Origin of the sequence: Dactylosporangium sp. NPDC050688 (assembly GCF_040654515.1) — a bacterium.
In the GTDB taxonomy this organism is placed as follows: Bacteria; Actinomycetota; Actinomycetes; order Mycobacteriales; family Micromonosporaceae; genus Dactylosporangium.
The window spans coordinates 33966-53349 of record NZ_JBFAIC010000057.1; the positions used below are offsets into that span (position 1 = coordinate 33966).

A 19384-nucleotide genomic window follows, 5' to 3' on the forward strand; every position below is an offset into this window, starting at 1 on the left:
CGCGGTCTACTGGTCCGTCAGGCGGCGGTGCAGGTAGTCCAGTGAGTGCCGCAGCAGCCGCGACACGTGCATCTGCGACAGCCCGACCTCGTGCGCGATCTGCGACTGGCTCTGGTTGCCGTAGAAGCGCAGCGACAGGATGCGCTGCTCGCGCTTCGGCAGGCGGGCGATGAGCGCCCGCAGGGTGGTGCGGTCCTCGACGAGGTCCAGCTGCGGGTCCCCGGCGCCGACGGTGTCGCCGAGCGTCGTCTCGTCCTCGGTGCCGGCGACCGGCAGGTCGAGCGACAGCGGGCGGGACGTGGCCGTCGCACCGATCATCTCCAGGATCTGCTCGGTGTCGACGGCCAGGTGCTCGGCGAGCTCCGGGGCGCTCGGGGTGTGCCCGAGCGTCTGGGTGAGGTCGTCGCGGGCCCGGTTCGCGGCGAGCCGCAGCTCCTGCAGCCGGCGGGGGAGCCGGACACCGGCGTTGCGGTCACGGAAGTGGCGCTTGAGCTCGCCGATGACGGTGGGGGTGGCGTACGTGCCGAACTCGACGCCGCGGGCGGCGTCGAAGCCGTCGACCGCCTTGATGAGGCCGAGCGCGGCGACCTGGCACAGGTCGTTGAGCGAGTCGGTGGTGCTGTGGAAGCGTCGCGCGAGCCGGTACGCGGCCGGCAGACAGCGCTCGATGACGTCGTCGCGCAGCCGCCCGCGCGCCGGGTCGTCCGGTGCCAGCTGATGCAGCCGGTTGAGCAGCTCGGTCGCCTCCACCGGCCACAGGCCGTGCGCGACGGGGGTGCCGTCCAGCCGCACGGCGCGCCGGTCCCGCTCGGCCACCGGCCAGTCCAGCTCGTCGTAGACCCGCAGCGTCTTCGCGACCCCGGTGATCTCCAGGGCGGCCAGCACCGTCCCGGTCGCCCCGGCCGCGTGCAGCCCGCCGCCGAGCTGCTCGGCGCGGGTGTGCAGGTAGAGCAGTGCCCGGATGGCGCCCGCGTCGAGCAGGCTCAGCTGTGACACGTCCACGGTGACGTGGTGGTGGCCGTCGTCGAACAGCCCGAACACTACGTGGCGCAGGTACGGCGCCGAGGCGAAATCCAGCGCGCCGGTCAACTCGACGAGGCCGGCGTCCTCGTGGGTCGACACCGTGACCGTGAGATCCATGCTTTCTCCCCAGCTCAGCGACGGTGTACGGGCTACATCACCCCGGCTTCACCCGACCGTGGTACCCCGCTGGGCTCCGGGTACTCGCCGGGTCGGCGTCGAAACCCAGCCGCAGGTACGGTATTACGCCATAAATACGGTTTTGTCTGATGTGATGGGAGCGGTGCGGTCGGGTGCGGGACGGGTACCTGACTTCTGCGCGTCATCCGGTCGGCCGATGGCAGACCCGTGCACCTTCTCGCTTCCCTCAACTACCGTTACTGGGCCGCGGCTGCAGATGGTGGCCGGGGTGGCGCCGAGCCTGTGGACGTTCACCGCCGCGCTTGTGCCGATCGCCGCCGCGGCCGCCGTCGTCGGTGCCCTCGCCGGGATCGCCGGCGCGCCGGTGCTCGGCCTGCTGTGCGAGACGATCGGCGCCCGCGACGCGCTCGTGCTCGCCGGTACCGCCGGCGTCCTCACCTGCACCGGGGCGGCGCTGTGGTTCAAGGCTGCGGCAGCGGCGACCGCGGACGCCGCCGCCCCGGTGCCGGCCTGACCGCCGTCACCAGCCGGTCGGCGGTGCCTCCAGGTGCACCACCTTCGTGGCGGTGAACTCGTCCAGCAGCTCCGGGCCGTACCCGAATCCCTGGCCGCTGCCGCGCCGCGGGTGTGCCGCACCGCCGGGCGCGCCGCCGAACACCGCGTTGACCTTGACGGTGCCGACGCCCAGGGTCCGCCACGCGGCCTGGGCGTTGCTCATGGAGCCGGTCAGCACGGTCGCGGCCAGGCCGTAGCGGGAGCGGCCGGCCCGGTCGAGGGCCTCGTCGAACCCGTCGACCACCACGACCGGCGCGACCGGGCCGAACGTCTCCTCCGCCACGACGGCCATGTCGTCGGTACAGCCGGTCAGCACCGTCGGCGGGTAGTAGGCCCCCGGCCCGGCCGGGACCTCACCGCCGCAGCGGATCTCGGCGCCGTCGCGCACGGCCGCGGCGACCTGCGCGTGGACCTGCTCGCGGTGGCGCACGTCGACGAGCGGGCCGAGCTGCCCGGCCCACGTGCCGGCCTGTGCGACCAGCGCGTCCACGAACCGTTCCGCGACCGCCCGGTGCACGTAGACGCGCTCGACCGCGACGCAGATCTGTCCCGAGTTCGCGAAGGCGCCCAGCGCCGCCTGCTGCGCCGCCCAGGCCGGGTCCACGTCGCCGTCGACGATGAGCGCGTCGCTGCCGCCGTTCTCCAGCAGCACCTTCGCGCCGGTGGCCGCGGCCGCGGCGGCGATGGACCGCCCGGCCGCGGTCGAGCCCACGTGCGCGACCACGTCGACGTCGGCGGCGGCGAGCGCGGCACCGGCCCGCCCGTCGCCGGTGATGAGCGACAGCACCGCCTCCGGCATCTGCGCGGCGAGGATCCGGGCCAGCTCCCAGCCGGTCGCCGGGGTGCGCTCGCTCGGCTTGTAGACCACGGCGTTGCCGGTGACCAGGGCGGCGCCCAGCAGGCCGCAGGACACGGCGACCGGGTCGTTCCAGGGGGTGATCGCGGCGACGACGCCCCGCGGCTCGCACACCATGAGGTCGATCGCGGCCGGGTCCCCGGCGAGGGTGCGGCCCCCGTGCAGCTGCCCGAGCTCCGCGTACTGCCGCAGCGTGGCGACCCCGGCGCCGATCGAGTCCCGGGCGCCGTCGACGGGCTTGCCCATCTCGGCGTGCATGACCCCGGCGAGCCGGTCGGCGGCCTCGGCCAGGGCGTCCGCCGCCCGGTGCAGCGCCGCGGCGCGCTGCGCGGGCGCGGTGCAGGCCCAGCCCGGTTGCGCGGCGCGCGCCGCCTTCACCGCCGCGGCGACGTCGCCCGGCGACGCCTGCGGCGCGGAACTGACCGCCGCGCCGTCCGATGGGTCGAATACGGTCAATGCCTCAGTGCCGCTGCCTGAGGTCCAGATGCCGGCGATGCATTGCTCGATCTGCTGCACAGCACGCCGCTTTACCCCGATCAGTGCAGGCCAAACGTTTCGTCTTCGCCAATGTTCCTGGTTCGAAGCGGTTCTTCGGGGGTAGCGCAACGACACGTGAAGGTTCTCGGAATCAACGCGATATTTCATGACCCCGCAGCGGCGCTCATCGTCGACGGGCGGGTGGTTGCCGCCGCCGAGGAGGAACGGTTCAGCCGACGCAAGCACGGCAAGCGGCCGGTGCCGTTCTCGGCGTGGGAGCTGCCCGAGCTGTCGGCGGCCTGGTGCCTGCGGTACGCCGGGCTGCGCCCCGACGATCTGGACGCGGTCGCGTACTCGTTCGACCCCGCCCTGTGCGGCAACCTCGCCGACACCGGCCTGCGCGACCCGTCGGACCCGATGCGGGTGGACTATGCCAACCGGGCACCGCAGTTCCTCGCCGAGGCGCTGCCGGGCCTGGACCCGCAGCAGGTCCGGTTCGTGCCGCACCACGTCGCGCACGCCGCGTCCGCCGCGCTCGCCGCGCCCCCGGACGGCGGGGACACCGCCGTGCTGGTGCTCGACGGCCGCGGCGAGGCGGCCAGCCATCTCGCCGGCGTCTACCACGACGGCGAGCTGCGGACCCTCGCCTCGCAGCGGCTGCCGCACTCGCTGGGCCTGCTGTACGAGGACCTGACCCGGCACCTGGGCTTCCTGCACTCCAGCGACGAATACAAGGTGATGGCACTGGCGTCCTACGGCCGGCCCAGGTTCCTGCCGCAGCTGCGGGAGCTGGTGCAGGCCACCGGCGACGGCGGGTTCCGGGTCGAACGCATCGACTGGACCGCCCTGACCAAGCCGCGCGCCGCGGACGCCGACATGACCGAGGAGCACGCCGACCTCGCGTCCAGCGTGCAGACCCGGCTCGAGGAGGTGCTGCTGGACCTGGCCCGGTGGACCTACGACGCCGCCGGCGGCCCGGCCACCCTCACCATGGCCGGCGGGGTGGCGCTCAACTGCGTAGCCAACGCCCGCATCGCCGCCGAGGGCCCGTTCCGGCGGGTCTGGGTGCAGCCGGCCGCCGGCGACGCGGGCACCGCCCTCGGCGCCGCCCTGCACGTGGCCCGCGACGGCGGGCCGGTCGCCGCGATGACCGGCGCCGACCTCGGCCGCAGCTGGTCCGATGAGGAGCTGGAGGCCGAGCTGCGCCGCGCCGCGCTGCCCTACAGCCGGCCCGAGTCGATCGCCGCCGAGGCCGCCGAGGTGCTCGCCCGCAACGGGATCGTCGCCTGGTACCAGGGCCGCAGCGAATACGGTCCGCGCGCCCTCGGGCACCGCTCGCTGCTCGCGCACCCCGGCGACAGCGACACCACCGCCCGCATGAACGACGTGAAGGGCCGCGAGCAGTTCCGGCCGATCGCGCCGATGGTCCGCGCCGAGCGGTTCGCCGACGTGTTCGACGGCGTCTACCCGAGCCCGTACATGCTGTTCGTGCACCGGGTCCGTCCGCAGTGGACGGACCGCATCCCGGCGGTCGTGCACGTGGACGGCACCGCCCGCGTGCAGACCGTCCACCGCGAGCAGGAGCCGCTCGTCGCGGAGATGCTCGCCGAGTTCGAGCGGCGCACCGGCCTGCCCGTCGTGGTCAACACGTCGCTGAACACGGCCGGCCGCCCGATGGTCGACACGCCCCGCGAGGCGATGGAACTGTTCGGCTCCGCGCCGGTGGACCTGCTGGCCATCGGCCCGTTCGCGGTGCACCGCGGCGGCGCTTTCGCCGCGTCTGGAGCTACGTCCGGAGCCGCCTCCGAAGCCGCCTCCGGAGCCACGTCCGGAGCCGCGTCCGGCATCGCCGCGCACGGCGGCTCGGCCTCCGGCGCCGCGGACACCGGGGGCGGCCGATGAGGCGCCCGCCGGCCGGTGTCAGCCTGGTCGTGCCGACGGTCGGGCGGCCGAGCCTCGCCGCGCTGGTGGCGTCGCTCGGCGACCTCGCCGCCGCCCCCGTCCCCGTCGAGCTGCTCACCGTGGACGGTCGCGGCCGTGGCCCGGCGGCGGCCCGCAACGCCGGCTGGCGTGCCGCCCGGCACGAGTGGGTGGCGTTCCTCGACGACGACGTCATCGCCGCGCCGGACTGGCTGCAGCGCCTGGTGGAGGACCTCACCGTCGAGGAGACCGTCGGCGGGGTGCAGGGCCGGATCACCGTGCCCGCGCCCGCCGGGCGCCGCCCGACCGACTGGGAGCGCCTCACCGCCGGGCTCGCCGGCGGCGCCTGGATCACCGCCGACATGGCGTACCGCCGCGCCGCACTGCAGCAGGTCGGTGGGTTCGACGAGCGGTTCCCGCGGGCGTTCCGGGAGGACGCCGAGCTGGCGTACCGGATCCGCGGCGCCGGCTGGCGGCTGCTGCGTGGCGGCCGCACGATCGTGCACCCGGTCCGCCGCGAGGGCCCCTGGGTCAGCGTCCGGACCCAGCGCGGCAACGCCGACGACGCGCTGCTGCGGCACCTGTACGGCCCGCGCTGGCGGGACCTGCTCACCGTCCCGCCGGGCCGGCGGCGCGCGCACGCGGCGGTCACGGCCGCCGGGGTGGGCGCCCTGGCGCTGGCCGGCGCGGCCGCGGTAACCGGCCGCCGGGCCGTCACCGCCGGCGCGCTCGCCGCCGGGCTGGCCTGGGCCGCCGGCACCGCGCGGTTCGCCGCCGTCCGGATCCTGCCCGGCCCCCGAACTCCCCGGGAGGTTGCCACGATGCTCGTGACGAGCGCCGCGATCCCGCCCGTGGCGGTCGCCGCCTGGTGCCGCGGCTGGCTGCGCTGGCGCGGCGCCCGGCCCCTGCCGGTCGGGCCGGCACCGGCCGCGCCGCTACCGGCCGCCGGGGCCGCCGCACTGTCCGATGTGGACGGCGTGGCCCGGCACAGTGGGGTGCCGGCATGACCGCCCTCACGCGACGGCCCGCGGCCGCGACCGCCGCCGCCCGGCACGGCGGGGTGCCGGCATGACCGCCCCCACGCCACGGCCCGCGGCCGCGACCGCCGCCGCCCGGCACGGCGGGGTGCCGGCATGACCGTCCTCGCGCCACGGCCCGCCGCCGCGACCGCGGCCCGGGCCGGTGCCGGGCTGTTCGACGCGGTCCTGTTCGACCGCGACGGCACCCTCGTGCACGACGTGCCCTACAACGGCGACCCGGCGCTCGTGCGCCCCGTCGACGGCGCCCGGGAGGCACTCGACCGCCTGCGCGCCGCCGGCCTGCGCACCGGCGTCGTCACCAACCAGTCCGGGCTGGCCCGGGGCCGGTTCACCGCCGCGGACCTCGCCGCCGTCCACGCGCGCATCGAGCAGCTGCTCGGCCCGTTCGACACCTGGCAGGTGTGCCCGCACGACGAGCGGGCCGGGTGCCGGTGCCGCAAGCCGGCGCCCGGGATGGTCCTGGACGCCGCCGCGGCCCTCGGCACCACCGCCGAGCGGTGCGTGCTCATCGGCGACATCGGCCGGGACGTCTGCGCCGCGGAGGCCGCCGGCGCGACCGCCGTGCTCGTGCCGACCGCCGAGACGCTACTCACCGAAGTCGCGTCGGCACCCAGTGTGACCAAAACGCTTGGCGAGGCGGTCGACCTCGTCCTGCACCGCCAGCGGTACCTGCTCCCGCCGGACGCATCCGGCGCGGGCACGGCCGCCGCGCCGCGCCGCCGGCGGTGCGTGCTCGTCGTGCGGGCCGACTCGGCCGGCGACGTGCTGGTGACCGGGCCGGCCATCCGCGCCGTCGCCGCCGGCGCCGAACGGGTCGTCATGCTGTGCGGCCCCCGCGGCCGGTCCGCCGCGGAGCTGCTGCCCGGCGTCGACGAGCTGCTGCAGTGGCGGCTGCCGTGGATCGACCCCCGGCCCGACCCGGTCGAGCGGGCCGCAATCGACGCGATGGTCGAGCGGATCGCGGCCACCGGCGCCGAGGAGGCGGTCGTCTTCACCTCATTCCACCAGTCGCCGCTGCCCCTCGCGCTGCTGCTGCGGATGGCCGGCATCGGGCGGATCAGCGCGATCAGCGACGACTACCCGGGCGCGCTGCTGGACGTCCGGCACCGGGTCCCGACCGGCGTCCCCGAGGCGGAACGGGCACTGTCGCTCGCCGCCGCGGCCGGGTTCATCCCGCCCGACGGCGACGACCTGCGGCTGCGGATCACCGCGCCGCGCCCCGACCGGCGCGGCACCCACGTCGTGGTCCACCCCGGCGCGTCCGTCCCGGCCCGCGCCTGCCCGCCCGAGGTGTACGTGCGCATCGTCGCCGGGCTCGCCGCCGCCGGGCACCGGGTGCTGGTCACCGGCGGGCCCGACGAGACGGAGCTGACCGGCGCCGTGGCCGCCGCCGGCGGCACGGACCTCGGCGGGCGCACCTCCATGCGGGAGCTGGCCACCCTCATCGCCGGCGCCGGCTGCCTCGTCGTGGGCAACACCGGCCCGGCCCACCTGGCCGCCGCCGTCGGCACACCCGTCGTCAGCCTGTACGCGCCGACCGTCCCCTTCGGACAGTGGGCGCCGTTCCGGGTGCCGCTGGTGCGCCTCGGCGACGCCGCCGCGCCGTGCCGGGACAGCCGCGCCGCGGTCTGCCCGGTGCCCGGCCACCCTTGCCTGTCCACCGTCGAGCCGCGCGCCGTGCTCGACGCCGTCCGGACCTTTGTCGGAGACACTGTCGAGGAGACCGCGTGAACATACTGCTCTGGCACGTGCACGGGGCCTGGACGACCGCGTTCGTCCACGGCAAACACCGCTACCTGGTGCCGGTCACCGACGACCGCGGCCCCTACGGCCGCGGGCGCGCCCGCACCTACCCGTGGCCGGACACCGTCGAGGAGGTCACCCCCGAGCGGCTGTCCACCGCGGACGTCGACGTGGTGGTCCTGCAACGGCCAGAGGAGCTGCGGCTCGCCGGACAGTGGCTCGGCCGCCGCCCCGGCACGCAGGTGCCCGCCGTGTACGTGGAGCACAACACCCCCAAGGGCGACGTGCCCGGGACCCGGCACCCGATGGCCGACCGCGACGACCTGCGCGTCGTACACGTTACCCACTTCAACGACCTGTTCTGGGACTGCGGATCGACCCCGACCGCCGTCGTGGAGCACGGCATCGTCGAACCCCGCGCCCGCTACGGCGGCGAGCTGGCCCGACTGGCCGTCGTCACCAACGAGCCGGTGCGCCGCGGCCGGGTCACCGGCACCGACCTCATGGCCCGCTTCGCCGCCGCCGCGCCGCTGGACGTGTTCGGCATGGGCACCGCCGGACTGCCCGCGGCACTGGGACTCGGCGGCGACCGGCTGCAGGTGTACGACGACCCGCCGCAGGCCGACATGCACACCGAGCTTGCCCGGCGGCGGGTGTACCTGCACCTGTGCCGCTGGACGTCGCTCGGGCTGAGCCTGATCGAGGCGATGACGATCGGCATGCCGGTCCTCGCCCTGGCGACCACCGAGGCGGCCCGCGCCGTCCCGCCGGACGCCGGCGTGGTGTCCACCCGCGTCGAGGACCTGTTCGACGCCGCGCTGTGGCTCATCGAAGACCCCGAGGAGGCCCGCCGCATGGGACAGCGGGCCCGCTCGGTGGCCCTTGCCCGCTACGGGCTCGACCGGTTCGTGGCCGACTGGGACCGCCTGCTGGAGGAGGAACTGTGCGCATCGCGATGATCTCGGAGCACGCCAGTCCGCTCGCCGCGCTCGGCGGCGCCGACGCCGGCGGGCAGAACACGCACGTGGCGGAGCTGTCCGCGGCCATGGCCGAGCTCGGCCACGACGTGCGGGTCTACACCCGCCGCGACGACACCGACCTGCCCGAGGAGGTCCCCACCGGCGATGGGGTGACCGTCGTGCACGTGCCCGCCGGCCCCGCCGAGGCCCTCACCAAGGACGAGCTGCTGCCGCACATGGGGGTCTTCGCCCGCTGGACGGCGGCGCAGTGGCTGGCCGGCGGGTGGGCGCCGGACGTGGTGCACGCCCACTTCTGGATGAGCGGCCTCGCCGCCGTCGAGGCCGCCCGGCACGTCGACGCCCCGGTCGTGCAGACGTTCCACGCGCTCGGCAGCGTCAAACGCCGCCACCAGGGCGCCCAGGACACCAGCCCCGCCGTGCGGGTCAGCGCCGAACGCGCCATCTGCCGCACCGTCGACCGGGTCGTCGCCCAGTGCACCGACGAGGTCACCGAGCTGGTCCGGCTCGGCGTACGCCGGTCGAAGATCACCGTCGTGCCGTCCGGGGTCAACCAGCGCAGGTTCGCCCCCGACGGCCCGGCCGTCGACCGGACCCCGGGCCGGCGCCGGCTGCTCACCGTCGGCCGGCTGGTGCCCCGCAAGGGCTTCGAGGAGATCATCCACGCGATGCGGCACATCCCGGACGCCGAATGCGTGATCGTCGGCGGCCCGCCGGCGGCCGAGCTGGCCACGGAGCCGTATGCTCGGCACCTCACGCGGCTGGCCGCCACCGCCGGCGTCGCCGACCGGGTCCGGCTCGCCGGGGCGGTGCCCGCCACGGACATGGCCGCCTGGTACCGCTCCGCCGACGTGGTCGTCGCCGCGCCCTGGTACGAACCGTTCGGGCTCACCCCGCTCGAGGCGATGGCGTGCGGGGTGCCGGTCGTCGCCACCGCCGTCGGCGGGCTCACCGACACCGTCGTGGACGGCGTCACCGGCGACCTCGTGCCGCCCCGGGACCCGCACCGCCTTGGCGCGGCCGTGTGCGCGCTGCTCGACGACGGGATGCGCCGCCTCGCCTACGGCGCCGCGGCGCTGGACCGGGCCCGGCAGTGCTACCACTGGTCGCGCACCGCGGCCCGGCTCGAGGCCGTCTACCGCGAGCTGCGGCCGGCGACCCGCCCGAGCGAGGCGATGGCCGGATGACCCGCGACGAACCGACGCTGCTGGACGCGCACCTGGACGGGCTGGCCGGCGCGCTGGAGCCGTTCCGGTCGGCCGCCGCGCAGCTGGAGCGCTGGGGCAGCCGCCTCGCTACCGTCCTCGGGCAGGGCGGGCGGCTGCTGGCGGCAGGCAACGGCGGCAGCGCCGCCGAGGCCCAGCACCTCGCCGCCGAGCTGGTCGGCAAGCTGCGCGACGACCGTACCCCGCTGTCGGCGATCGCCCTGTGCGCCGACTCCTCGGCGGTGACCGCGATCAGCAACGACTACGGCTACGAGGAGCTCTTCGCCCGCCAGGTGCGCGGCCACGGCCGGGCCGGCGACGTCCTGGTCGTGCTGTCCACCAGCGGGCGCAGCGCCAACCTCCTCGCCGCGGTCCGCGCCGCCCGCGAGACCGGCCTGCACACGTGGGCGCTGACCGGGCCGGCCCCGAACCCCCTCGCGGAGCTGTGCGACGAGGCGGTCACCTGCCCGTCGCCGGACAGCCAGGTCGTGCAGGAGCTGCACCTGGTGTCCGTGCACGTGCTGTGCGAGCACGTCGACCGGTGCCTGCCGGCGGTGCTGGAGCGTCGCCCGGCCCACCGCGGCGCGCAGCGCCCCCGCGTCCCGCTGCCGGACCTCGTGCTGGCGGCGTTGCCCGCCACCGCGGTACCCGGCAACGGCTACCACGGCAACGGCTACCACGGCACCAACGGACACGGGAGCGGGACATGAGCGGGCCGCAGCGGAGCGGAGGTGACGGCATGAGAGGTTTGCTGGTCGTCGTCGGTGACACGCTGCTGGACCGCGACGTGGACGGCACCGTGTCCCGGGTGTGCCCGGACGCGCCCGCGCCGGTGCTCGACGAGCACACGGTCGCGGAGCGGCCGGGCGGGGCGGGCCTCGCCGCGCTGCTCGCCGCCCGGGCCGGGCACCGCGTCGCCCTGGTGACCGCGATCGCCGAGGACGCCGCCGGTGCCCGGCTCTGCGCGCTGCTCGCCGCCGCCGGCGTCACCGTGTACGCGATGGACCTGCCGGGCGCGACCCCGCAGAAGATGCGGCTGCGGGCGCACGGGCAGGTGCTGCTGCGGCTGGACCGGGGCGGGCCGCAGCAGGAGCCGGGCGAGCCACCGGCGGAGACCCTGGCCGTACTTGGCGAGGCGGCGGCGATCCTCGTCAGCGACTACGGCCGGGGCGTGACCCGGCAGCCGGCGGTCCGCGCCGCGCTGTCCGCCGCGACCGCCCCGATCGTGTGGGACCCGCACCCGAACGGCGCCGCCCCGGTGCGGGGCGCCCGCCTCACCACCCCGAACCTGGCGGAGGTCCGGGCGCTCGCCGGCGACGCCGGCAACGGCACCCGCCTGTCCACCGCCGTGCGGGGCGGCCGGGTGCTGCGGGACCGGTGGCGCTCCACCGCGATCGCGGTGACGATGGGCGCCGCCGGCGCGGTGCTGTGCCAGTCCGGCCCGACCCCGCTCGTGGTGCCGGCGCCGGCCGCGGCGGACGGCGACACGTGCGGCGCGGGGGACCGCTTCGCCGCCACCGCCGCGCTTGCCCTGGCCCGCGGTGTCCTGGTGTCCGAGGCGGTGCAGGAGGCCGTCGCGGAGGCCACCGCCTACGTCGCCGCCGGCGGGGTGAGCGCCGCCCTCGCGGTACCGGCCGGCGAACCCGCCGCCGTGCCCGCACCGGCCCCGGCGGCGGCGGTGCCCTTCGGCCCGCAGGAAGCCGGCCGGATCATCGCCGACGTGCGCGCCCGCGGCGGCACGGTCGTGGCCACCGGCGGGTGCTTCGACCTGCTGCACGCCGGGCACGTCGCCACCCTCGAGGCGGCCCGGCGGCTCGGTGACTGCCTCGTCGTGTGCCTCAACTCCGACGCCGGCGTCCGGGCGCTCAAGGGCCCCGACCGGCCGCTCAACCCGCAGGACGACCGGGCCAGGCTGCTGGCCGCGCTCGGCTGCGTCGACGCCGTCGTCGTCTTCGACGAGCCGACCCCGGCGACGCTGCTCACCTGGCTGCGCCCCGACATCTGGGTCAAGGGCGGCGACTACGCCGACGGCGGCCCGGACCTGCCTGAATCCGAGATTGTCCAGCGGTACGGCGGGCAGACCGTCATCGTGCCGTACCTCGCGGGACGCTCCACCACCCAGTTGATCACCACCGCACAGACCCGACGTTCGAAGGAGCACGTATGACACAGGCAGGACCGGCCATCCTCGTCACGGGAGGCTCCAGCGGCCTCGGCGCCGCGGTCGTCACCGCGGTGACCAAGTCCGGGGGGCGGCCGTTCGTCATCGACCGGCAGGCACCGGCCGACGGGGTGCCGTGGGTCGAGTGCGACCTCGCCGACACCCGCGCCGCCGAGGCCGCGACCCGGCAGGTCATCGAGGACGCCGGCGGGCTGCACGGCGTCGTCACCGCCGCCGGGCTGGACGTCCCGGGCCGCCTCGAGGACGTGCCCGGCGACGTGTGGGAGCGCATCGTCGCCGTCGACCTGTTCGCCACCGCGGCCGTCATCCGGGCGGCCGTGCCCGCGCTGCGGCAGACCCATGGCACCGTCGTCACCGTCGCCTCGACGCTCGGCGTCAAGGCCGTCAGCGACGCCACCGCCTACTGCGCGGCCAAGTTCGGCGTCGTCGGCTTCACCCGCGCGCTCGCCGCCGAGCTCGCCGGCGACGTCGGCGTCACCCTCATCGTGCCCGGCGGCATGCGCACGAAGTTCTTCGACGACCGCGACGCGCAGTACAAACCCGGGCCGGACGCGGTGCTCAACGACCCGGCGAACGTCGCGGCGACCATCATGTTCGCGCTCAGCCAGCCCGCCGGCTGCGCGGTGCGGGAGATGGTGGTCTGCGCCGAGACGGAGACGTCCTACCCGTGAGCCGGTCACCCGGCCTGCTCGTGCTGCGCGCGCTCGGCATCGGCGACCTCGCCACGGCGGTGCCGGCGCTGCGCGGGCTGCGGGCGGAGTTCCCGCGCCACCGGCTCGCCCTCGCCGCGCCGGCCTGGCTGGCGCCGCTCGTCGACCTCGTCGAGGCCGTCGACGTGCAGGTGCCGGTCGAGGACCTCACGCCCCGCGGGTGGGAGGGGCCGGCCCCCGAGGTGGCGGTCAACCTGCACGGCCGCGGCCCGCAGTCGCACCGGCTGCTGCGGGCCGCGGCACCCGGGCGGCTGCTCGCCTTCGCCAGCCCTGAGGGCGGTCACCGCGACGGCCCGCTGTGGTGCGACGACGAGCACGAGGTCGACCGCTGGTGCCGGCTGCTGCACTGGTACGGCATCCCCGCCGACCGCACCGACCTGGACCTGGCGCCGCCCGGGCACCCGGCACCCGTCGGGGTGAGCGTCGTGCACCCGGGCGCCAAGTCCGGCCGGCGCCGCTGGCCGGTCGACCGGTTCGCCGCCGTCGCCCGGCAGCTCGCCGCCGGCGGCCACGACGTCGTGCTCACCGGCGGCCCGGGCGAGGAGGCCGCCGCGCACGCCGTCGCCGCGGCGGCCGGGCTCGGCCCGCCGGCGGTCCTCGCCGGCCGGACCGGGCCCGGCGAGCTCGCCGCCGTCGTCGCCCGCGCCCGCCTGCTGGTCAGCGGCGACACGGGCGTCGCGCACCTGGCGACCGCGTTCCGTACCCCGTCGGTGGTGCTGTTCGGGCCGATGTCCCCGCAGCGCTGGGGCCCGCCCGCGACCCGCCCGTGGCACCGTGCCATCTGGCACGGCACCGTCGCCGAACCCGGTGACACGCCCGGCGCCGAGCCCCACCCGGCACTGCTGCGCATCACGCCCGAGGAGGTCCTGGCGGCGGCCGCGGCCGTGCTGTCGACGGCCACCGTCCACTGACGGCACCGGCCGGTGGGCCGTTCAGCCGGCGGCGGGCTCCGTCACGCCGCCGGCCCGCTACGGCTGCGCGGGGCGGCCGTGCTGCGACGCGCGGTAGGCGATGCCGCGCAGGCGCTGCACGGCGCCGGTGACCCGCAGGTCCCGCCGCCGGGACACCGTCGGGTCGAAGGTGATGCGGGTGTCGTCGCCCGGCGGCAGCGCCGGGCCCAGGTGCAGCACCGCGAACGTCAGCCACGGCCCGCCCGGCGACCGGGCCGACAGGTGGAAGCGGAAGTCGCCGCCCGGTGAAGGTGCGGCCACGGGGATGCAGGATCCGCCCGCCGCGCCACCGTGACACGGTCCCGCCAACCGATTCGACGACGTCCATCACCGCAGCCTTGCCGGCATCGCCGGCGGTAAACATGCCGGTTTGGTTCAGGGCCCGCGGGGCCGGGTAGAAGCGTCGGAACGATCGCGTCCACCGCCGTGAGTTCGGGTGGCGCACCCGCCTCGGAGCTTCAGGAGCAGCAGTGACATACATCGTCCAGCCCGGCAGCGCGCTCGCCCGGACCGCGGCAGAGCTGCTGGAACGGCACGACACCGACACCGACCCCGGCGCCGGCGGGCGTGCTCGCCCCGACCGGCTCCTGACCGGACACCTGCGACCTCTGGAGGTGCGATGAACCGCACACTGCTGGGCATCACCGCGGTCGTCGTCGGCGGCGCCGGGGTGGTGGTGGGCCGGCGGATGCTGCGCCCGGAACCCGCCGCCGGCGGCCGGGCCCGGTGGCACAGCATCACCGTGAACTGCTCACCGGAGCGGCTCGGCCCGAAACCGCCGCCGCTGGACGAGCTCGGCTTCCCGGTCGAGGTCCGGATCCGGCCCGCGCCCGGCGATCACGGCACCGAGCTCGCGGTGCGGATGACCGGGCCGGAGCCGGCCGGCGCCGCGACGGTGCTCGGCAAGCTGCGCGACGACGACCCGGTGCGGGCGATCCGCCGGGCGCTGCGCGAGGCGCGGTCCCTCGCCGAGGTCGGCGAGGTGCTGCTGCCCGACACGCCGCCGACGACCGGCCGGACGCTGACGGGTGCGCCGCTGGCGTACGCGACCCGGCACGCACGTGAGGAGGGCCGGCTGTGAAGGCGCTGTGCTGGGAGGGCGTCAACAAGGTCGCCCCGCGCGATGTGCCAGACCCGCAGATCCGCAACAGCGGCGACGTGATCGTCCGGGTCCGGCAGAGCGTCACCTGCGGCTCGGACCTGCACCTGCTCGGCGGGTACATCCCGTTCATGCGGCAGGGCGACGTGCTCGGCCACGAGTTCCTCGGCGACGTCGTCGAGGTCGGCGCCGGGGTGCGCCGGCACGCCGTCGGCGACCGGGTCGTCGTGTCGTCGTTCATCGCCTGCGGGCAGTGCTGGTACTGCCAGCGCCAGGAGTTCTCGCTGTGCGACAACGGCAACACCAACCCGGCGATCACCGAGCAGATGTGGGGCGCCGCGCCCGGCGGCTGCTTCGGCTACTCCCACGCGATGGGCGGCAACGCCGGCAGCCACGCCGAGTACGTGCGGGTCCCGTTCGCCGACGTCGGCGCGTTCACCGTCCCCGACGGCGTCAGCGACACGCGGGCGCTGTTCGCGTCGGACTCCGCCGCCACCGGCTGGATGGGCGCGGACCTCGGTGGGGTGCGGCCCGGCGACGTCGTCGCGGTGTGGGGTGCCGGTGCCGTCGGCCAGATGGCGGCCCGCGCCGCCATGCTGCTCGGCGCGGAGCGGGTCATCTGCATCGACCGGTACGACTACCGGCTGGCGATGACGGCGCGGCACGCCGGCGCCGAGACGCTCAACTACGAGCGCGACGACATCGGCGGCGAGCTGCTGGAGCGCACCGGCGGGCGGGGGCCCGACGTGTGCATCGAGGCCGTCGGCATGGAGGCGCACGCCCCCGGGCCGCAGGGCGCCTACGACATGGTCAAGCAGCAGCTGCGGCTGCAGACCGACCGCACGGCCCCGCTGCGGGCGGCGATCTACCACTGCCGCAAGGGTGGCACCGTGTTCGTGCTCGGTGTGTTCGCCGGCGCCGTCGACAAGTTCCCGCTCGGCGCCCTCATGAACAAGGGCCTCACGGTGCGCGGCGCGCAGATGCACGGGCAGCGGTACATCCCGATGCTGCTGGAGCGGATGGCCCGTGGCGAGCTGGTGACGGAGCACCTGGCCACGCACATGATGTCGCTGGACGACGGCCAGCGCGGCTACGACATCTTCAAGGACAAGGCCGACGGCTGCGTCCGCACCGTCTTCACCCCATGAGCGCCGGGGACGCAGGGGTGAGCGGGGGAGACCGGGGGACCGGGGGGACCGGGGGACCGGGGGAGGTTGGGCGGAACATCGTCTCGGGGGCGCTGCTCGGCGTAGGGGTCGCCGCGTTCGTCGACGAGACGGTGTTCCATCAGCTGCTGCACTGGCACCACTTCTACGACCGCTCCACCCCGGCGGCCGGCCTGGTCTCCGACGGGATCTTCCACGCGTTCGGCTGGTTCGCCACCGTCGCGGGGCTGTTCCTCTTCGCCGACCTGCGCCGCCGCCGGTCGGTGCGGCCGGCCCGCTGGTGGGCCGGGCTGCTGCTCGGCGCCGGCGGGTTCCAGCTGTACGACGGCACGGTCCAGCACAAGCTGCTGCGGCTGCACCAGATCCGGTACGTCGAGGACGTCGCCGCGTACGACTGGACCTGGAACGTGCTCGCCGCCGCCATGATCGTCGCCGGGCTGGTGCTGCTGCGTCGCCGGATCCCGCGCGGTGCATGAGCATCATCACGTCGCGCTGCCCGGCCTGCTGCTGCTGGCCGGGCTGTGCGGGTACACCGCGCTGGTGTGCCTGCCGCGGCGGCGCCGGCCCTGGCCGTGGTGGCGCACGGCGAGCTGGTTCGCGGGGCTCGGCGCCGCCGGCGTGGCGGTCCTCGGCCCGCCGGCGCGCGGCGGGTTCGTCGCGCACAGCGCCGGGCACCTGCTGCTCGGCATGCTCGCGCCGCTGCTGGTGTGCGCCGCGGCGCCGGTGACGCTGCTGCTGCGCGGCCTGCCCGTCGGCGGGGCCCGGCGGGTGTCGCGGCTGCTGCGCGGCGCACCGGCCGGCGCGCTCACCCACCCGGTCACCGCGGTGCTGCTCAGCGCCGGTGGGCTGGGGCTGCTGTACGCGACGCCGCTGTACCGCCTCGCCGCCACGCACCCCACGGTCGGGCTGCTGGTCCACGCGCACGTGTTCGCCGCCGGCTGCCTGCTCACGGCGGTGCTGGTGGGTCCGGACCCGATGCCGCACCGGGCCCCGCTGCCGGTGCGGGCCGTGGCGCTGGTCGCGTTCATGGCCGCGCACGGCATCCTCATGAAGGTGCTGTACGCACACCCGCCCGCCGGGGTGCCGGCCGGCGAGGCGCAGCGCGGGGCCATGCTCATGTACTACGGCGGCGACGCGCTCGACCTGGTCCTGCTCGTGCTGCTCGGCGTGCAGTGGTACCGCACCGCGGGACGGGCGGTCAGCCCGCCGCGAGCCGCTCCCACAGGTTCGCCGGCGTGGCCGCGCCGTTGAGCAGCACGTCGACGGAGGTCCGCTCGTCGCTGTCGTGCCAGCGGTCCTCGGGCAGCCCGGTGCCGAAGAACACGACCGGCCCGTCGATGGTCCTGGTCAACCAGTCGGTTCGCCGCATAGCTGTCCACCGGCCGGGTGCCGCGGCGCAAACGGCCGCGCTTTCGCGTGTCACTCGGCGCGGGTGGGGTAGCCGGACACTATGCGTAGTGACAACTTCCCGAACCCGGTGTCGGACCCCGAGAGCGCCGGGCTGCCCGGCACCGCCGACGACGACTCCACCGCGTGGGACGACGTCGACACCGGCCGGGAGGCCGACGGGCCGGACCCGGCGCAGCTGCCGCTGGACCGCGACGACCGCCCCCTGGCCGTCGACCACTTCGGCACCACGCCCGAGGAGGCCCGCGAGGGCGAGTCCCTGGACCTGAAACTCGGCCGTGAGGTGCCCGACCCGGCGCTGCAGGACGCCGGGGCCCGGGCCGACGCCGTCGCGTCGCCGGTCGCGGCGGAGTCCTTCGACCCGGACGCCGTCGGCGAGCAGCTCGACACCGTCGACCGGGACACCGCGCTGGACGAGGCGCCGGTCGAGCCGAACCGCGGCTCCCCGGTGTCGATGTACGACACCGGCATCGGCGGCCGCGACGGCACCGTCGGGCGGATCGTCGAGCCGGACCAGGGTTTCGGTGAGGACACGGAGAAGGACGCGATCGCCTACGACGCCGGCGCGGCCGGTGGCGGCGCGACCGCCGAGGAGCTGGCGCTGCACGAGATCCCGGAGCGGTGAGCGGCGCATGGAGGCCTCGGCGACGTTCATCGGCAACGCGACGGTCCTGCTGCGGCTGGGCGCGTTCACGCTGCTGACCGACCCGAACTTCCTGCACCGCGGGCAGCGCGCCTATCTCGGCTACGGCATGTGGTCGCGGCGGCGGATCGAGCCGGCGCTGAGCGTCGAGCAGCTGCCGCCCCTGGACGGCGTGGTGCTGTCGCATCTGCACGGCGACCACTTCGACCGGGTCGCCCGCCGTGGCCTGCCGCGCGACCTGCCGTTCGTGACGACCCGCCCGGCGCAGCGCAGGCTGCACAAGTGGCGCTTCGCCGAGGCCGTCGGGCTCGGCACGTGGCAGGACGTGGTGTGGCGGCGGGCCGGCGACACGGTGCGGGTCACCGCCGTGCCGGCCCAGCACGGCCCGGCGGTCGTGCACCGGGCGCTGCCGGAGACGATGGGCACCGTCATCGACTGGGAGCGGGCCGGTCAGCGCCGGCTGCGGCTGTACGTCACCGGCGACACGCTGTTCCGCCCCGAGGTGCTCCGCGAGATTCCGGAGCGGTTCGGCGACATCGACGTGGCGCTGGTCCACCTCGGCGGCACCCGGATCCTGGGACTGCTGCTGACGATGGACGGCCGCGACGGGGTCGCCCTGGCGCGCCTCATCCGCCCGCGCGGCATCGTGCCGATCCACTACGAGGACTACCCGGTGCAGCGGGACCCGCTGTCGGGCTTCCTGCGCCGCGCCGAAGGGCTGCCGGTGCGCACCATGCAGCGGGGGCAGACGTTGGACCTGGTCGCCGCCGCCAGCGCGGTGTGACGGCGGAACAGCCGCCGGCCGCGGTCTCCCGCGCTGCCGGCGGCTGTCGCCTTGCACAAAGGTCAGGCGCGGTGCAGCGGGCCCCAGTCCGTGCCGGCCTCGGCGTCGACGAGCTCCTCGCACTCGCGCATCGCGGCCTCGGAGATCCACGCGACGGGGCGGTGGCACACGACGAGCGGCTCGTTGTCCGGCCCGCGGCCGCGTTCCTGCCCCTCCAGGACCCATGGGCGCACGCCGGGGCCGCGCTGCTCGCGCAGGTGGCGATAGTCGTACAGGCGGCGCGCCACCCACAGACGCACCGGCCGGTCACCCCACCAGGGTTCGATCCGCAGCGGGTTCGCCGACAGGCCGGGCAGGGGCACGCCCGTCAGCCCGTCGGCGCTGCGCTGATCCCCGGCGGACGACAGGTCGGCGTGCGGTCCCCGCGACCACCTGACGTACAGGTTGTCGGGGGACCGCTGGACGAGCGCCGCCAACTGGTCGAGGACCTCGATGATGAACACGCCGGT

Annotated in this window: 22 protein-coding genes; 17 read left to right on the forward strand and 5 right to left on the reverse strand. The window is 76.0% G+C overall.

All coding sequences use genetic code 11. The annotated features are described in order from the left end of the window. Positions 1–6 precede the first annotated feature (6 nt). Positions 7–1140: a SigB/SigF/SigG family RNA polymerase sigma factor gene (locus tag AB0H83_RS38200; protein ID WP_360103931.1), complete on the reverse strand. Its 1134-nt coding sequence runs from the start codon at positions 1138–1140 to the stop codon at positions 7–9. A gap of 289 nt (positions 1141–1429) precedes the next feature. Here AB0H83_RS38200 and AB0H83_RS38205 point away from each other — a divergent pair, with 289 nt between their 5' ends. After that, the gene (locus AB0H83_RS38205; RefSeq protein WP_360103934.1) at positions 1430–1675 is read left to right on the forward strand and encodes a hypothetical protein; all 246 of its coding nucleotides are present in this window, start codon (positions 1430–1432) and stop codon (positions 1673–1675) included. A gap of 6 nt (positions 1676–1681) precedes the next feature. Here the strand turns inward: AB0H83_RS38205 and AB0H83_RS38210 are convergent, their stop codons facing one another. Further along, positions 1682–3088, reverse strand: a complete 1407-nt coding sequence (locus tag AB0H83_RS38210) for an aldehyde dehydrogenase family protein (protein WP_360103936.1) — start codon at positions 3086–3088, stop codon at positions 1682–1684. 96 nt (positions 3089–3184) lie between these two features. On the opposite strand from AB0H83_RS38210, the gene AB0H83_RS38215 reads away from it, so the two are divergent. The 9 genes from AB0H83_RS38215 (at position 3185) to AB0H83_RS38255 (ending at position 13737) form a co-directional block, all read left to right on the forward strand. Next, on the forward strand, positions 3185–4951 hold the full coding sequence (locus tag AB0H83_RS38215) for a carbamoyltransferase C-terminal domain-containing protein (protein WP_360103939.1): 1767 nt from the start codon (positions 3185–3187) through the stop codon (positions 4949–4951). Then, entirely contained in the window at positions 4948–5976 is a 1029-nt protein-coding gene (locus tag AB0H83_RS38220) for a glycosyltransferase (RefSeq protein ID WP_360103942.1), read from the forward strand. The genes AB0H83_RS38215 and AB0H83_RS38220 overlap by 4 nt, the downstream gene beginning before the upstream one ends. 126 nt (positions 5977–6102) lie before the next feature. Next, positions 6103–7740 carry an HAD-IIIA family hydrolase gene (locus AB0H83_RS38225; RefSeq protein ID WP_360103945.1) on the forward strand — a complete coding sequence of 546 codons (1638 nt, stop codon included), beginning with the start codon at positions 6103–6105 and terminating at the stop codon, positions 7738–7740. Beyond that, the gene (locus AB0H83_RS38230; RefSeq protein WP_360103948.1) at positions 7737–8711 is read left to right on the forward strand and encodes a glycosyltransferase; all 975 of its coding nucleotides are present in this window, start codon (positions 7737–7739) and stop codon (positions 8709–8711) included. The genes AB0H83_RS38225 and AB0H83_RS38230 overlap by 4 nt, the downstream gene beginning before the upstream one ends. Then, positions 8696–9916 carry a glycosyltransferase gene (locus AB0H83_RS38235; RefSeq protein ID WP_360103951.1) on the forward strand — a complete coding sequence of 407 codons (1221 nt, stop codon included), beginning with the start codon at positions 8696–8698 and terminating at the stop codon, positions 9914–9916. The genes AB0H83_RS38230 and AB0H83_RS38235 overlap by 16 nt, the downstream gene beginning before the upstream one ends. Continuing rightward, positions 9913–10644: an SIS domain-containing protein gene (locus tag AB0H83_RS38240; RefSeq protein ID WP_360103954.1), complete on the forward strand. Its 732-nt coding sequence runs from the start codon at positions 9913–9915 to the stop codon at positions 10642–10644. The genes AB0H83_RS38235 and AB0H83_RS38240 overlap by 4 nt, the downstream gene beginning before the upstream one ends. Before the next feature lie 29 nt (positions 10645–10673). Continuing rightward, positions 10674–12101, forward strand: coding sequence for a D-glycero-beta-D-manno-heptose 1-phosphate adenylyltransferase (gene rfaE2, locus AB0H83_RS38245; protein ID WP_360103957.1), 1428 nt, complete (start codon positions 10674–10676; stop codon positions 12099–12101). Then, positions 12098–12787: an SDR family oxidoreductase gene (locus AB0H83_RS38250; RefSeq protein WP_360103960.1), complete on the forward strand. Its 690-nt coding sequence runs from the start codon at positions 12098–12100 to the stop codon at positions 12785–12787. Before rfaE2 ends, AB0H83_RS38250 begins: the two co-directional genes overlap by 4 nt. Beyond that, positions 12784–13737 (forward strand): glycosyltransferase family 9 protein, encoded by a 954-nt coding sequence (locus AB0H83_RS38255; RefSeq protein ID WP_360103963.1) that lies wholly within the window; start codon positions 12784–12786, stop codon positions 13735–13737. The genes AB0H83_RS38250 and AB0H83_RS38255 overlap by 4 nt, the downstream gene beginning before the upstream one ends. Before the next feature lie 57 nt (positions 13738–13794). Here AB0H83_RS38255 and AB0H83_RS38260 read toward each other — a convergent pair whose 3' ends face one another. Continuing rightward, the gene (locus tag AB0H83_RS38260; RefSeq protein ID WP_360103966.1) at positions 13795–14037 is read right to left on the reverse strand and encodes a hypothetical protein; all 243 of its coding nucleotides are present in this window, start codon (positions 14035–14037) and stop codon (positions 13795–13797) included. A 209-nt stretch (positions 14038–14246) separates the two neighbouring features. Here AB0H83_RS38260 and AB0H83_RS38265 point away from each other — a divergent pair, with 209 nt between their 5' ends. From AB0H83_RS38265 to AB0H83_RS38285, 5 genes are read left to right on the forward strand one after another with little or no spacing between them, the layout of a single operon-like run. Beyond that, on the forward strand, positions 14247–14399 hold the full coding sequence (locus AB0H83_RS38265) for a hypothetical protein (protein ID WP_360103968.1): 153 nt from the start codon (positions 14247–14249) through the stop codon (positions 14397–14399). Then, positions 14396–14857 carry a hypothetical protein gene (locus tag AB0H83_RS38270; RefSeq protein ID WP_360103971.1) on the forward strand — a complete coding sequence of 154 codons (462 nt, stop codon included), beginning with the start codon at positions 14396–14398 and terminating at the stop codon, positions 14855–14857. Before AB0H83_RS38265 ends, AB0H83_RS38270 begins: the two co-directional genes overlap by 4 nt. Next, positions 14854–16023 (forward strand): zinc-dependent alcohol dehydrogenase, encoded by a 1170-nt coding sequence (locus tag AB0H83_RS38275; RefSeq protein ID WP_360103974.1) that lies wholly within the window; start codon positions 14854–14856, stop codon positions 16021–16023. Before AB0H83_RS38270 ends, AB0H83_RS38275 begins: the two co-directional genes overlap by 4 nt. Beyond that, a complete protein-coding gene (locus AB0H83_RS38280) occupies positions 16020–16517 on the forward strand; it encodes a DUF2243 domain-containing protein (RefSeq protein ID WP_360103976.1) in 498 nt (165 codons plus the stop codon). The genes AB0H83_RS38275 and AB0H83_RS38280 overlap by 4 nt, the downstream gene beginning before the upstream one ends. After that, a complete protein-coding gene (locus tag AB0H83_RS38285; protein WP_360103979.1) occupies positions 16510–17292 on the forward strand; it encodes a cytochrome c oxidase assembly protein in 783 nt (260 codons plus the stop codon). The genes AB0H83_RS38280 and AB0H83_RS38285 overlap by 8 nt, the downstream gene beginning before the upstream one ends. Here AB0H83_RS38285 and AB0H83_RS38290 read toward each other — a convergent pair. Further along, a complete protein-coding gene (locus AB0H83_RS38290) occupies positions 17240–17410 on the reverse strand; it encodes a hypothetical protein (RefSeq protein ID WP_360103982.1) in 171 nt (56 codons plus the stop codon). The two genes, AB0H83_RS38285 and AB0H83_RS38290, sit on opposite strands and share 53 nt — an antisense overlap. Before the next feature lie 81 nt (positions 17411–17491). Here AB0H83_RS38290 and AB0H83_RS38295 point away from each other — a divergent pair, with 81 nt between their 5' ends. Continuing rightward, positions 17492–18073 carry a DUF5709 domain-containing protein gene (locus AB0H83_RS38295; RefSeq protein ID WP_360103985.1) on the forward strand — a complete coding sequence of 194 codons (582 nt, stop codon included), beginning with the start codon at positions 17492–17494 and terminating at the stop codon, positions 18071–18073. Between the two features lie 7 nt (positions 18074–18080). Next, a complete protein-coding gene (locus AB0H83_RS38300; protein ID WP_360103988.1) occupies positions 18081–18875 on the forward strand; it encodes an MBL fold metallo-hydrolase in 795 nt (264 codons plus the stop codon). Between the two features lie 62 nt (positions 18876–18937). Here AB0H83_RS38300 and AB0H83_RS38305 read toward each other — a convergent pair whose 3' ends face one another. Continuing rightward, positions 18938–19378 (reverse strand): DUF6098 family protein, encoded by a 441-nt coding sequence (locus AB0H83_RS38305; RefSeq protein WP_360103991.1) that lies wholly within the window; start codon positions 19376–19378, stop codon positions 18938–18940. Positions 19379–19384 lie beyond the last annotated feature (6 nt).